Source organism: Pseudarthrobacter sp. R1, from assembly GCF_024494415.1.
Lineage (GTDB): Bacteria > Actinomycetota > Actinomycetes > Actinomycetales > Micrococcaceae > Arthrobacter.
In genome coordinates this window covers 226,604-239,291 of record NZ_JAMKFI010000002.1, presented here as the reverse complement: position 1 = coordinate 239,291, position 12,688 = coordinate 226,604, and the positions used below count along the sequence as shown (strand labels likewise).

General features: G+C 65.0%; 14 protein-coding genes and 1 tRNA gene. 7 read left to right on the top strand and 8 right to left on the bottom strand.

The genetic code is table 11. The features are described 5' to 3' along the window. Nucleotides 1-4 precede the first annotated feature (4 nt). The 3 genes from ispF to M8J71_RS03035 all read right to left on the bottom strand — a co-directional run bounded on the left by ispF (nucleotide 5) and on the right by M8J71_RS03035 (nucleotide 1,885). Nucleotides 5-505: a 2-C-methyl-D-erythritol 2,4-cyclodiphosphate synthase gene (gene ispF, locus M8J71_RS03045; protein ID WP_374114802.1), complete on the bottom strand. Its 501-nt coding sequence runs from the start codon at nucleotides 503-505 to the stop codon at nucleotides 5-7. A 17-nt stretch (nucleotides 506-522) separates the two neighbouring features. Continuing rightward, nucleotides 523-1,305 (bottom strand): 2-C-methyl-D-erythritol 4-phosphate cytidylyltransferase, encoded by a 783-nt coding sequence (ispD, locus tag M8J71_RS03040; RefSeq protein WP_256246527.1) that lies wholly within the window; start codon nucleotides 1,303-1,305, stop codon nucleotides 523-525. 97 nt (nucleotides 1,306-1,402) lie between these two features. Continuing rightward, a complete protein-coding gene (locus tag M8J71_RS03035; protein ID WP_011690592.1) occupies nucleotides 1,403-1,885 on the bottom strand; it encodes a CarD family transcriptional regulator in 483 nt (160 codons plus the stop codon). A 272-nt stretch (nucleotides 1,886-2,157) separates the two neighbouring features. On the opposite strand from M8J71_RS03035, the gene M8J71_RS03030 reads away from it, so the two are divergent. After that, complete coding sequence (locus M8J71_RS03030; RefSeq protein WP_163166656.1) at nucleotides 2,158-2,700, top strand: hypothetical protein; 543 nt, start codon at nucleotides 2,158-2,160, stop codon at nucleotides 2,698-2,700. 97 nt (nucleotides 2,701-2,797) lie between these two features. On the opposite strand, the gene M8J71_RS03025 is transcribed toward M8J71_RS03030, so the two are convergent. Beyond that, the gene (locus M8J71_RS03025) at nucleotides 2,798-3,478 is read right to left on the bottom strand and encodes a response regulator transcription factor (protein ID WP_256246526.1); all 681 of its coding nucleotides are present in this window, start codon (nucleotides 3,476-3,478) and stop codon (nucleotides 2,798-2,800) included. After that, nucleotides 3,475-4,716 carry a sensor histidine kinase gene (locus tag M8J71_RS03020; RefSeq protein ID WP_256246550.1) on the bottom strand — a complete coding sequence of 414 codons (1,242 nt, stop codon included), beginning with the start codon at nucleotides 4,714-4,716 and terminating at the stop codon, nucleotides 3,475-3,477. The genes M8J71_RS03025 and M8J71_RS03020 overlap by 4 nt, the downstream gene beginning before the upstream one ends. A gap of 206 nt (nucleotides 4,717-4,922) precedes the next feature. On the opposite strand from M8J71_RS03020, the gene phoU reads away from it, so the two are divergent. Then, a complete protein-coding gene (phoU, locus tag M8J71_RS03015; protein ID WP_256246525.1) occupies nucleotides 4,923-5,585 on the top strand; it encodes a phosphate signaling complex protein PhoU in 663 nt (220 codons plus the stop codon). A gap of 77 nt (nucleotides 5,586-5,662) precedes the next feature. Here the strand turns inward: phoU and M8J71_RS03010 are convergent, their stop codons facing one another. Then, complete coding sequence (locus M8J71_RS03010; RefSeq protein ID WP_256246524.1) at nucleotides 5,663-6,409, bottom strand: phosphoglyceromutase; 747 nt, start codon at nucleotides 6,407-6,409, stop codon at nucleotides 5,663-5,665. A 101-nt stretch (nucleotides 6,410-6,510) separates the two neighbouring features. Between M8J71_RS03010 and M8J71_RS03005 the strand changes: the two genes are divergently transcribed. Then, nucleotides 6,511-7,356: a class I SAM-dependent methyltransferase gene (locus tag M8J71_RS03005; protein ID WP_256246523.1), complete on the top strand. Its 846-nt coding sequence runs from the start codon at nucleotides 6,511-6,513 to the stop codon at nucleotides 7,354-7,356. A 28-nt stretch (nucleotides 7,357-7,384) separates the two neighbouring features. Here the strand turns inward: M8J71_RS03005 and M8J71_RS03000 are convergent, their stop codons facing one another. Continuing rightward, a complete protein-coding gene (locus M8J71_RS03000) occupies nucleotides 7,385-7,738 on the bottom strand; it encodes a DUF2516 family protein (RefSeq protein ID WP_163167969.1) in 354 nt (117 codons plus the stop codon). Between the two features lie 9 nt (nucleotides 7,739-7,747). Beyond that, nucleotides 7,748-8,938, bottom strand: coding sequence for a trans-sulfuration enzyme family protein (locus tag M8J71_RS02995; protein WP_256246522.1), 1,191 nt, complete (start codon nucleotides 8,936-8,938; stop codon nucleotides 7,748-7,750). A 108-nt stretch (nucleotides 8,939-9,046) separates the two neighbouring features. Here M8J71_RS02995 and tmk point away from each other — a divergent pair, with 108 nt between their 5' ends. The 4 genes from tmk (at nucleotide 9,047) to M8J71_RS02975 (ending at nucleotide 12,603) form a co-directional block, all read left to right on the top strand. Continuing rightward, nucleotides 9,047-9,703, top strand: a complete 657-nt coding sequence (gene tmk, locus M8J71_RS02990) for a dTMP kinase (protein ID WP_256246521.1) — start codon at nucleotides 9,047-9,049, stop codon at nucleotides 9,701-9,703. Then, nucleotides 9,700-10,842, top strand: a complete 1,143-nt coding sequence (locus M8J71_RS02985) for a DNA polymerase III subunit delta' (RefSeq protein WP_256246520.1) — start codon at nucleotides 9,700-9,702, stop codon at nucleotides 10,840-10,842. The genes tmk and M8J71_RS02985 overlap by 4 nt, the downstream gene beginning before the upstream one ends. A 17-nt stretch (nucleotides 10,843-10,859) precedes the next feature. Further along, nucleotides 10,860-12,425: an alpha/beta hydrolase gene (locus M8J71_RS02980; RefSeq protein WP_256246519.1), complete on the top strand. Its 1,566-nt coding sequence runs from the start codon at nucleotides 10,860-10,862 to the stop codon at nucleotides 12,423-12,425. 105 nt (nucleotides 12,426-12,530) lie between these two features. Continuing rightward, nucleotides 12,531-12,603: transfer RNA gene (locus tag M8J71_RS02975), tRNA-Thr, on the top strand. The last annotated feature ends 85 nt before the right edge of the window (nucleotides 12,604-12,688 follow it).

Genomic DNA, 12,688 nt, shown 5'->3' with positions numbered 1-12,688 from the left:
CAGATTAGCCGATGGCGGCGGAGGGCTTCGGATACACCAAGGCAGTGGCCACCGCGGAGATACCCTCTCCGCGCCCCGCGAACCCCAGGCCGTCGCTGGTGGTTGCCGTAACGCTGATGGGCGCCCCGGCCGCTGCGCTGAGAACCTGTTGCGATTCTTCACGGCGGGGACCGAATTTGGGCCGGTTGGCGACGAACTGCACTGCAACGTTGCCGATTTCGAAGCCGGCCGCCCGAACGATCCTCGCTGCTTCCCCGAGGAGGGTGACCCCGGACGCTCCGGCGAACTCAGGACGGCTGGTCCCGAAGTGGGTGCCGAGGTCGCCAATTCCGGCCGCCGAGAAAAGGGCGTCCGCCGCTGCGTGGGCCACCGGGTCACCGTCCGAGTGCCCGGCGAGGCCGCGCTCCCCTTCCCACAGGAGCCCGCCGAGCCACAGCGGGCGCGGCGCGTCCTCCGGGGCGTACGCATGCACGTCGATGCCGATGCCGGTGCGGGGCAGGACCACGTTGATGCCAGCCACGGTCACCCCTCCACCCAGCGGGCGCCCAACGGCCCTTCCAAAAGTCCTTCGGCGAGGATCAGATCCAGCGGAGTGGTGATCTTCAATGACTGGCTGGAGCCCCGGACGGCGTGGACCGGCGTGCCGAGCATCTCCACAAGCATCGCGTCATCAGTTACGGCCGCGGCCTGCTGCTGGTTCAGGGTCCCTGCCGCTTCATGCGCCTTCAGGAGGGTGCTGAGCTGGAAGCCCTGCGGTGTCTGGACGGCACGCAGGTCTTCGCGCGGCGCGGTTCCGGTAACAACCTCCGGCGCCAGCGCGCTGTCCTCGCCCGTAGTCGCAGCCACGGTCTTGACCGTGTCCACCACGGCGACGGTGGGGATAACGGCCGCGGCCCCGGCGGCCAGCGCGTTCACTACCCGGTGGAAGACCGATTCGGGGGTCAGGGCCCGGGCGGCATCGTGCACCAGCACGGCCTCGATCCCGTCCATGAGGGCAGCCATGCCTGCCCGGACGGAATCGGCGCGGGTGGCGCCGCCGTCGACCATGGAAAGGAGGGGGCCGCCGTCGGCCAGTTCTTCCTGGAAGTCTTCGCACAGCTGCCGCAGGGCACTGTCGCCGGCCGGCAGTGCGATGCATACCTGGCTGCTGACCCCGGACGCCACGATGCCCCGGAGGGCGTGCATCAGGATAGGTTCGCCGCCGAGGGGCACCGCTGCTTTGGGCATGCCGTAGCCCAGCCGTTGCCCTGAGCCGGCAGCCACCAGGATCACGGCGGTGACGGGGCGCGTGGGAGTTTCACTCATGCGGACTAGCCTACGTCCCCGCAGCTGGCCCCGCCGGGACCTGAATCCGGGCAAAAAGAAGCCCCGGCGGCACTTGGGTGCCACCGGGGTTCAATTCTTAGGAAGCCAGGACCTCGTCGAGAACGCTTGCAGCCTTCTCCTCGTCGGTCTTTTCAGCCAGGGCCAGTTCTGAAATCAGAATCTGCCGGGCTTTGGCCAGCATACGCTTTTCGCCTGCGGAAAGGCCCCGGTCGTGATCGCGGCGCCACAGGTCACGGACGACCTCTGCCACCTTGATGACGTCACCGGAAGCAAGCTTCTCCAGATTTGCCTTGTACCTGCGTGACCAGTTGGTGGGTTCTTCGGTGAACTCGGCACGAAGCACATCGAACACGTGCTCCAAACCTTCCTTGCCCACTACGTCCCGAACGCCAACAAGATCTACATTTTCTGCTGGAACTTCAATGGTCAGATCACCCTGAGCCACCTTGAGCTTGAGATACATCTTCTCTTCGCCCTTGATGGTGCGCATCTTGATTTCTTCAATCTTCGCAGCACCGTGGTGAGGGTAAACTACTGTCTCGCCGACCTCAAATACCATGTGGACATTTCCCCTTTCCCGCAGACCAGTTTATCACGATTCAGGCATATGACCGGCCGGCAAAAGGGCCTCGAACCGCGAAAATCCGCGGAAAAACGGCACAATCAACCCCCTTTGACCCCTTGACGAACGCGGATATTAGTGCATCGCGCGGGCCCTGCCAAGGGAGGATATGACGGCGGCGAATCCTCGTTTGACGGCGTTTGCGGATAGGCTATGGCTGAATAATCTTTCAAAACCCTCGAGGAGTACGTGACGTGCGTTTCACTGCGATGAACCGGGCCCAGCGCGCCAAAGTGGCACTGGCGGCTGCCGCCCTCGGCGTCGGACTGCTAACGTCAGGCTGCGGGTACACCAATTCCCAGCAGACGAGCGAGCAGTACCAAGCGTCAGACGGCATCATCACCGACCTCGGCCCGCTGCAGTTGCGCAACATCCTCATCGTCTCGAACGGGGAAGACCAGCCCGGCCGCGTCATCGGTGCGGTCTACAACTCGTCCTCCCAGGACGTGACGCTTAAGCTGAACGGCGCCGAAGGCTCACAGACCGAAGTGCCGGTCAAGGCCAACGACTACACCCTGCTGAACGAGACCACAGACGAAGCCATACTGAGCACCACCGGTGGAATCCCGGGATCCCTGGTTGATGTCAAGATCAGCGAAAACGGCACCAACGTGAGCAACACCGTGAAGGTTCCGGTGCTGGACGCCACGCTGCCCGAGTACAAGGAATACCTGCCTGCGGGCAGCACCCCGTCGCCGTCGGCAACGCCCTCCCCCACGGCTTCCGAACTCGGTGGCGGCAGCGGCCACTAAGCCGCAGGGCCCGAAGAAGCTTCGGCACAACAAAAGGGAGGGGCCAGGCGGCTCCTCCCTTTTGTTAAGTTGTTATGCCGTTTCGGCTCAGTTCCGCCTACGGCTCGAACTTGTAGCCGAGGCCCCGCACGGTCACCAGGAACCGCGGAGCCGAAGGATCAGGTTCGATCTTCCCGCGCAGCCGCTTGACATGGACATCGAGTGTTTTGGTGTGGCCCACGTAGTCCGATCCCCAGACCCGGTCGATGAGCTGGCCGCGCGTCAGCACCCGGCCCGAGTTGCGCAGGAGCATCTCCAGGAGTTCGAACTCCTTCAAGGGGAGCAGCACCTGTTCGCCTTGCACGCTGACCACGTGGCGTTCGATGTCCATGCGGACGGGCCCGGCCTGGACGGTGGAGGAGATCAGCTCCTCCGGCTCACCCTGCCGGCGCAGGACAGCCCTGACCCTGGCCACCAGCTCGCGGGACGAGTAGGGCTTGGTGACGTAGTCGTCGGCGCCGAGTTCCAGGCCCACCACTTTGTCGATTTCGGAGTCCTTGGCCGTCAACATGATCACCGGGACGCTGGAGCGCTGGCGCAGCTGCCGGCATACCTCGGTGCCGGAGAGCCCGGGAAGCTGGAGATCCAGCAGCACCAGGTCCGCCCCGTTCCGGTCGAATTCGGTGATGGCGTCCAGGCCGTTGTCCACAACCTCCACCTCGAACCCTTCCTTGCCCAGCAAATAGGACAAGGGATCGCTGAACGATTCCTCGTCCTCCACAATCAAAATCCTGCTCAAGCGTTAGCTCCTCGTTCTTTTGCGCCTGCGGCGCGGGGTACTTGGGTGGCAGTTGGCTTCCGGTGAGCCTGGCCGGCCAATCCGAGGGCGGCGGCGGGCGGAACCTCGTCCTCGCCGTCCTGTCCTTCCATTTCCGGGAGGCGGAGCGTGAAGGTGGACCCTTGGCCCGGCTGGGACCAGAGGGTCACCTCCCCGCCATGGTTGGAGGCGACATGTTTGACGATGCTCAGTCCGAGGCCGGTGCCGCCGGTATGGCGGGACCGGGCCGAGTCCACACGGTAGAAACGCTCGAAGACGCGCTCCTGGTCCTCGGGGTTGAGCCCCTCGCCCTGGTCTGTCACGGAGATTGAGACCAGGCCATCCCGCGAGCGAACGCCGATGCCCACGCGGGTGTTGCCCGGCGAATAGCGGATGGCGTTGTCGATCAGATTGCGCAGTGCGGTGACCAGGAGGTCCTGGTCACCAAAGACCTTGCCCTCCGTCCGGCCCCCCACAACTATCCGGATGTTCTTGCTCTCGGCCGGAAGTTGGGAACGGTCCACCGCCTCGGCAATGACGGCGTTGACGTCTACCGGGCGGCCTTCCTGGGCGACACTTGCACCCTGCAGCCGGGACAGCTCGATGATGTCCTGCACCAGGGCGGCCAGGCGGCCTGATTCCTTATGCATGCGCTTGGCGAAGCGGCGCACTGCCTCTTCGTCGTCGGCTGAGGACTCCAGGGCCTCGGCGAGCAGTGAAATCGCGCCAACGGGGGTTTTGAGTTCGTGGGAAACGTTGGCGACGAAGTCGTTGCGGATCTCTTCGGTGCGTGTGATCTCGGTGCGGTCGTCCGCGAGCAGGAGGATGTATTCCTCCCCAAGCATGGCAGCCCGCACCTGGACAATGATCGTTCCCTGCCCCAGCGGGCCGCGCGGCAGCTCCAGCTGCTTCTCCAGGATGACGCCATCCCGCCGGACTCCTGCTGTCATGTCCAGCAGTTCCTTGTGGACCACGGTGTGCCCGCGCACCAGCCCGTAGGCGTAGGCGGCGGGGCTGGCCCGGACCACGCCGTCGACAGCGTCCACCACCACAAAGGCCCGTCCGACGACGGCCAGCACCTCGGCGGCGCCGGCCGGCAGCGCAATTTCATCGGCGTCGACGTCCAGCAGGTGCCGCTGCTTCTCGCTGACCCTGTAGGCCAGCACGCCGAAGGTGCCGAGCGCCAGGCCGATGAGGCCGGCGACCAGACCGATGAGCATAGGATCCACAGCTCCACCTTATGCGCTGGGAGGTGGCCGTCGGCGCGTCCGGGACCGCTGCACCGACGGTTCAACTAACGTTCATCTTCAAGGACTTAACCGTTTACCGGATACTGGCAGAGTAACGAGTTGGACTGCCGAACGGCGACACGAATTCCTGCTGCCCTGGAGCGGGCGGGATGGAGTTCCAAGGAAAGGACGCCTCAGTGCGTAAGGTTTTTCAGGAAGAGCTTACCCAGGTCGGTGACCAGCTGGTGGAGATCTCCCGGCTGGTCAGCGAAGCCATGGCCAAGGCCACAACATCCTTCGAGGTGGCGGACGTGGACCTCGCCCAGGACGTCATTGCTGCGGATGCGCGCATCGACTTCCTGCAGAACAGCCTGGACGAACGGGCCATCGACATCCTGGCGCTGCAGGGCCCCGTTGCCAGCGACCTTAGGATGATCGTGGGATCCCTGCGGATGAGCGCCTCACTGGAGCGGATGGGCGACCTTGCCAGGCACATCGCCCAGCTGGCCCGCCTCCGCTTTCCCGCCAATGTTATTCCGGACTCCATGACCGCAACGTTCAAGAGCATGGCGCAGCTGGACCAGGAGATCGCCGACAAGCTCACCACGCTGCTGGAAACCCGCGATCTTGAGGTAGCCCGGGACATCCTGAAAGCGAACACCGCCATCAACGATCTGCATCTCAGCGTTTTCAAGGCCATCGCCGCCCCGGAATGGGCCGAGTCGCCGGCAACCACCGTGGATGTGGCCCTGGCGAGCCGCTACTTCGAACGCTTTGCGGACCACGGCGTCTCTGTCGCACAGAAGGTCACCTACCTCGTGACCGGCGCCTGGCAGCCGAACGGCAACGAGCACAGTTAACTTCGGCGGGTTTTTCGAACAAACGACGGCGGGCCGGTCACCAAAGGTGACCGGCCCGCCGTCGAGCGTTTAAGGCCCTATTTTTTGCCCTGGTTGGCCACGGCCATGATGGCCTCTGCAGCTGCTTCGGGATCCAGGTAGGTGCCGCCCGGCTTGACCGGCTGGAAATCCTCGTCGAGGTCGTAAACCAGCGGGATACCCGTGGGGATGTTCAGGCCGGCGATGGCTTCATCGCTGATGCCGTCGAGGTGCTTGACGAGCGCACGGAGCGAGTTGCCGTGGGCCGTCACCAGGACAGTTTTGCCTGATTTCAGGTCCGCCTTGATGTCCGACTCCCAGTACGGCAGCAGCCGGACCAGGACATCCTTCAGGCATTCGGTGCGCGGAATGGCATCCCCGAGGTCGGCGTAGCGGGGGTCCCCCACCTGGGAAAATTCCGAGTTGTCGTCCAGGGGCGGCGGCGGGGTGTCGTAGGAACGGCGCCACTCCATGAACTGCTCTTCGCCGTATTCGGCGAGGGTCTGGGCCTTGTCCTTGCCCTGCAATGCACCGTAGTGGCGTTCGTTCAGGCGCCAGTCGCGCTTGACCGGGATCCAGCCGCGGTCGGCCTTGTCCAGGGAGATGTTTGCGGTGTTGATGGCCCGCTTCAGCAGGGATGTGTAGAGGATGTCCGGGAGAACATTGTTCTCAACCAGGAGTTCACCGCCCCTTGCTGCTTCCGTACGGCCCTGGTCGTTGAGGTCTACATCCACCCAGCCGGTGAACAGGTTCTTGGCGTTCCATTCGCTGTGGCCGTGGCGCAGCAGAATCAGCTTGTAAGTCATGATTTTCATCCTAGCCGAGCGCCGCTGCCGCCCGCCCAGCGTTACAAAGTGCGCCACCTCCCAGCGGGCGTGCAGGACTGGCACAAGGATAAGGTTGGGCGGTGGTGCAAAAAGCTGAACGGGTGGCCGCCCCGCAATTGAGTGGCAGGAACCCCGGCGGCAGGCAGGGCCGGCCGGTAGGCAACGTGACCCGCGGCACCACCAATCCCAACCGCATGCGCCGGGTAGACCGCTGGTTGACCGGACCTCAGGGCTGGCGCCTTCGGTCCGCTGCCAGTCCCCTGGTGGTGGACCTGGGCTACGGCGCAACCCCGGCCACCGCCGTCGAACTCTTTGAGCGGCTGTCCGCCGTGCGCCCGGATGTCCAGGTGCGCGGCATCGAGATCGAACCGGATCGGGTCCGCGCCGCACTGCCCCTGGAGCGGCCCGGTTTGAGCTTCCAGGTGGGCGGCTTCGAAATCCCGGTTGCCGGGCGGCCCGTGCTGGTGCGGGCGTTTAATGTCCTGCGGCAGTACGAGGAAGCCGATGTTCCCGGGATCTGGCGGCTGGTGCAGGACCGCCTGTCTCCGGACGGCCTCTTCATCGACGGCACCTGCGACGAGATCGGGCGGCGGGTAACGTGGGTGGCGTTGGATGCCCGACGGCCGCTCTCACTGAGTATTTCCGTCCGGTTTGGAAGTTTCGAGCTGCCTTCGGAGGTGGCGGAGCGGCTGCCAAAGGCATTGATTCACCGCAATGTGCCCGGCGAACCGGTGCACGCCCTGATGCAGGCCATGGACCGGGCCTGGCTGGAGTCCGCTCCACTGGCGGCCTTTGGCAACAGGCAGCGCTGGCAGTCCATGGCCCGGATACTGCGCGACGCCGGCTGGCCGGTTCAGGACGGTCCGGCCAGGTGGCGGCTGGGCGAGCTCACAGTTGATTGGGAAGCGGTGGCCCCGCGGGTTTAGGCCAGCAGGGTTGAATTAATGCAGTCCGTCACCAGGGTCCGTAGGGCCCCGTGTTGCGGCTGCCGCCGCGTCCGGCGTCCTTCACTGCCGGGCGGACGTCCGCCAGGTAGACGGACGCCGCGACCACCGCGGCGAGCCCGAACAGGCCAAGCGTGCCGAAAAATCCGCCGCCGCTGCCGAAGAACGAGATGACGCCGACGAAGGCGGCTCCGCCTGTCAGGGCCATCCAAAAGGTCTTCGTCCTCTTCCCGGTTGCCTCGAAGGCATTGGCGCGGTGCCGCGCGCAGTCCACCACAGCCCACAATTCGAGCCCAAGGGCCACCAAGGCAAGAATAAAGAACACTGCCTGCTCTACAGGCCGAATAATGAGTTCACCGTCCACAAGCCCAGCCTAGCCGCCCGGCGCGTCCAGCGCCTGCTTCAAGTCCGCCCAGAGGTCCTCAACACTTTCGATGCCCACGCTGAGGCGGATCAGATTTTCGGGCACGTCTGAAGGTTCGGCGGCGTGCCGGCGCCGGCGTTCTATCAGCGATTCCACCCCGCCCAGCGAGGTTGCGGGCAGCCACAGCTTCATTGCGCGGACCACCGCGTCCGCAGCGTCGGCGCCGCTCATGCCGTCCGCGGCCGCTACCTGAATGCAGATGATTGAACCGAAGCCCTTCATCTGCGCCGTGGCCCGTTTGTGGCCCGGATCCGCGGGAAGGCCCGGGAACCTAACCGATTCGAGCCGCGGATGGGCTGCAAGCCGCTCGGCCAGGACCATGGCAGAGGCTTGGGACCGTTCAACGCGGAGCGCCAGCGTCCGCACCCCGCGCAGTGCCAGCCACGATTCGAAGGGGCCGGCAATGGCGCCATGGATGGTGCGGTGGTGGAGCAGCGCGGATCGAATGTCGGGGTTGGACGTCACCAGTGCGCCGAGGACGACGTCGGAGTGGCCGCCCAGGTACTTCGTCACCGAATGCAGGACGACGTCGGAGCCCAGGCGGAGGGGCTGCTGGACCAAGGGGGTGGAAAAGGTGTTGTCCGTGACCACGATGGCTCCGGCGGCGTGTGCCGCCGCCGTGACAGCCGGCATGTCCGCAATGCTGAGCATGGGGTTCGTGGGGCTCTCGATCCACAGCATGGACGCGGCGCGCCCGGCTGGGCCGCTGGGCGCCAGCGCCTCCTTGACGGCGTCGGTATCCGCGATGTCCACGGTCCGGAGTTCGATGAACCCCTTCTGGGCAAGTTCGGCGGCCATGACAAGGGAGCCTGAATAGCACAATGTGGGCATGACCAGCACCCCACCGGCGGGAATGAGGGAGAGGGCGGAACTGACCGCAGCGAGGCCGGATGCATAAAGGAGACCTGGCAGTTCCGCTCCCTCAAGCTGCCCGAGCGCTTCCTCGAAGGGATCCCAGGTGGGGTTGGAGTACCTTCCGTACCCGCGGTCCCCGTCAGCAAGGGCGCCAATGCCGAAGAACGTGGAGGACAGGACGATGGGCGGGTTGACCGGCTGGTCCCTTTCCCGGGGAGGACGCCCGGCCGCCACCACAACCGTCTCGGCTGCCAGGGAAGCCGCTTGCTGTTCCGAAAGGCTCATGCAGGAAAGCCTACTGTCCGCCCCGGGCACCCTGGAAAGCCGCTACTACTGTCCACATATCGCCTCCGGCAATCTGCGATTGCAGGTGAGGGTCGGTAGGCTTGACCGGTGAGTAAACAACGGGCGGGTCTTTTCATCGCATTCGAGGGCGGGGACGGTGCCGGCAAGTCTACCCAGGCAGCCCGTCTTGCAGACGCCCTTGAAGCGCGCGGACTCACCGTCCTGCGGACCCGGGAACCCGGCGGAACGCCCATCGGCGAGAAACTTCGCTCCCTGGTCCTGGACCATGGCCACGGCCACATCGACGCCCACACCGAAGCCCTGATCTTCGCGGCGTCCAGGGCCGCCCACGCGAGCCAGGTCATCAGGCCGGCGCTTGAGCGCGGCGAGATTGTTTTGACGGACCGGTACATCGATTCGTCCGTTGCCTACCAGGGAGCCGGACGGGACCTGGGCAAGGATGCAGTGCGGTCGATTAACGCGTGGGCCACTTCCGGCCTGGAACCCCACCTCACTGTCCTGCTGGATGTTGACCCGGCAGTGGGCCGCCAGCGCCGGACTGCCGGTGATGCCGCGGAGGACCGGCTCGAATCCGAAGCTGACGAATTCCACGTTCGGATCCGGGATGCCTTCCTGGAACTGGCTGCCAGCCGCGCCGGCTCCTACCTTGTGTTGCCGGCCCATCTTCCCGTGAGTGACCTTGCCGCCCGGATCCTCCAGCGCGTGGACGGCCTGTTGGCGGCTGCGGAGGGAGACACGGCATGACCGTCTGGGACGACCTGCAGGGCCAGGCCGCCGTCGTCGAACAACTGCGCCAGGCCGCAAGCGGCGAAAACCTGACGCACGCCTGGCTGTTTACCGGGCCGCCGGGGTCGGGCCGTTCAAATGCCGCCAAGGCGTTCGCCGCGGCGTTGAACTGTGACCAGGAGGACGTGGGCCGGCGCGGCTGCGGGCAGTGCCCTGCCTGCCTGACCATCCTGGGGGAAACCCACTCCGACGTCACGTTCGTCCGCACCGAAAAAGTCACCATCACTATTGATGAGGCGCGGGAGCTGGTGGCCACTGCGGGCAACCGGCCATCCTCGGGACGTTGGCGGATCATCGTGGTGGAGGACGCAGACCGGATGGCCGAGCGCACCACCAACGTCCTGCTCAAGGCCATCGAGGAGCCAACTCCCCGGACGGTGTGGATGCTGTGTGCACCTTCCCCGGCCGACGTACTGGTGACCATCCGCTCGCGTTGCCGCAGCGTGGCCCTGCGGCTGCCGCCCGCCGCCGATGTGGCTGCCCTGCTGGTTAAACGCGACGGCGTGGAGCCGGCGCTGGCGGAGCGCGCGGCCCGGGCGGCGCAAAGCCACGTGGGGATCGCCCGCCGGCTTGCCCGGGATCCTGCAGCCAGGGAACGCAGGCTGGAGACCGTACGCTTTCCCCTGGCACTTCGGGGTGTTACCGCCGCGGTGATGATGGCGGAGAAGCTGGTTAAGATCGCCACAGCAGAGGCGAACAGTTCCAATGAGGAACGCGATGCCGCCGAGAAGGCCGCCCTGCTGGCAACCCTGGGCGCACCCGAGTCCGGCACGCTGCCTCCGGCCATGCGCAGCCAGGTGAAGCAGCTGGAGGAGGACCAGAAGCGCCGGGCGAAGCGGTCCATCACCGATTCCCTGGACCGGACGCTCACCGACCTGCTGTCCTTCTACCGGGATGTGCTGATTATTCAGCTCGGGAATGCTGTGGAGCTCGTAAACGTTGAGTTGAGGAGCGAATTGGAGGAGTTTGCCAGCCGCTCCGCTCCAGAAGCCACTCTCGCCCGCATGGACGCCATCAACAAAGCCCGTGAACGCATTACCACCACCAACGTTGCCCCGCTGTTGACCATTGAGTCCATGGCAGCCAGCCTGATCTAGCCCTCCAAGGAGACCCGATGACTGCCCGCCCCCTGCCAGCACGCCCCCGATCCTGGGTGATTGGAGTGCGTGCCGCCGGGGCCATGGTGCTTGCCATGGTTCTGGCCTCCTGCACCCTCCTTGGCGGCGAAAACCGCAGCCAGGAGGCATCCACTGCAAAGGCCGATCCCTCGATTGTGGCGTCCGCTCCGGCCGGGCTCGAGCAGTTCTACTCGCAGGAAGTGGTGTGGGAGCCGTGCGAAACTGAATTTCAGTGCGCCAAGGTCAGGGTGCCGGTTGACTACGACAAGCCCGAGGGCGACACCATCGAACTGGCTGCGCTGAGGGCTTCGAGCACGGGCAACAAGACGGGCAGCCTGCTGGTCAACCCCGGAGGACCGGGAGCGTCCGGATACGACTTCGTCAAAGATGCCTCGGGAACACACTTTTCCCAGGCAGTGCGTGACGCCTACGACCTCGTGGGCTTCGATCCCCGGGGCGTGAAGCGCTCCGCTCCCGTCAGCTGCATGACCGATGCCGAGCGCGACGAAGCGCGGGCGAAGATCTATGAGCTGGAAACGGACACCGGCCTGGAAGCGGCCCGGACGGACAACAAGGCGATCGCCGCGCAGTGCGCCGAGCAGACCGGTCCGGTTCTGGCCCACATCGATACGGTGAGCTCCGCGAAGGACATGGACATCCTCCGCGCAGTGGTCAATGACAGCAAGCTCAACTACCTCGGGTACTCCTATGGCACGTTCCTGGGTTCAACCTATGCTTCGCTGTTCCCGGACAACGTGGGGCGCATGGTGCTCGACGGCGCCCTGGATCCGTCGATCAGTAACGAGGAGCTGACCCGGGGCCAGGCCCGCGCCTTCGAAAAGGCGATCCGGGCCTATGTTGCCAGTTGCCTGCAGCAGGAGGGGTGCCCCTTGAGCGGGAACGTTGATTCCGGAGTGCAGCAGGTTCGCGACCTGATCGCCGCCGTCGAGCAGACGCCCCGCACTGCCAAGGACGGGCGCGTGGTCAACGCCACGATGTTCGTCAGTGGCCTCATTACCCCGCTGTACAACGACCAGAGCTGGCCGGCCCTGACCCAGGCCCTGGAAGCGGCAATGACCGGCGACGTGAGCTTGATGCTTCGGCTGGCCGATCTTGGTGCCGACCGCGCTTCCAACGGGACATACACCTCCAATTCGACGTTCGCGTTCAACGCCATCAACTGCCTGGACTACCCCATGGAGTCCGATACTGCCGCTATGCGCGCGGAACAACAGCGCCTGATGCAGGACTCCCCCACGTTCGGGTATTTCTTTGCCTACGGCGGCACCAACTGCGCCGACTGGCCGTACAAGAACATCCGCACACCGGCACCCGTGGAGTACACGGGCGAGTCCCCCATCGTCGTTATCGGCACAACGGGCGACCCCGCCACTCCCGTGGAGTGGGCGGCTTCGCTCCGGAAGCAGCTGGGCAACGCCGCATTGCTGACCTGGGAAGGCGAAGGCCACACCGCCTACGGCCGGTCCAACAGCTGCATCGAGGACCGCGTGGACACCTACCTCGTCAGCGGGCAGGTTCCCGCCGACAACACGGTGTGCTGAAGGCCTCAGCCCTTTCCGTCCCATCCATTTTGACCCGGGCGCGGGGACTCTATTACAGTTGACTCTTGCATGAACCGCCCGGTTCTTTCGGGTAAAGCATGCGGTGCTTCCTTAGCTCAGTCGGTAGAGCGTTTCACTCGTAATGAAAAGGTCATCAGTTCGATTCTGATAGGAAGCTCGGGATAAACCCCCTGTTGTCGTTGATTTCGACGATGATGCGGGGTTTTTCGCTGGTTAAGCAACCGGGACCGATTGGTCCTCCA

Coding starts and splice junctions, on each gene's coding strand:
- ispD (WP_256246527.1), bottom strand. CDS start 1,305: ATGAGTGAAACTCCCACGCGCCCCGTCACCGCCGTGATCCTGGTGGCT.
- M8J71_RS03035 (WP_011690592.1), bottom strand. CDS start 1,885: ATGGTATTTGAGGTCGGCGAGACAGTAGTTTACCCTCACCACGGTGCT.
- M8J71_RS03030 (WP_163166656.1), top strand. CDS start 2,158: ATGAACCGGGCCCAGCGCGCCAAAGTGGCACTGGCGGCTGCCGCCCTC.
- M8J71_RS03020 (WP_256246550.1), bottom strand. CDS start 4,716: ATGCTCATCGGTCTGGTCGCCGGCCTCATCGGCCTGGCGCTCGGCACC.
- M8J71_RS03010 (WP_256246524.1), bottom strand. CDS start 6,409: ATGACTTACAAGCTGATTCTGCTGCGCCACGGCCACAGCGAATGGAAC.
- M8J71_RS02995 (WP_256246522.1), bottom strand. CDS start 8,938: ATGAGCCTTTCGGAACAGCAAGCGGCTTCCCTGGCAGCCGAGACGGTT.
- M8J71_RS02985 (WP_256246520.1), top strand. CDS start 9,700: ATGACCGTCTGGGACGACCTGCAGGGCCAGGCCGCCGTCGTCGAACAA.
- M8J71_RS02980 (WP_256246519.1), top strand. CDS start 10,860: ATGACTGCCCGCCCCCTGCCAGCACGCCCCCGATCCTGGGTGATTGGA.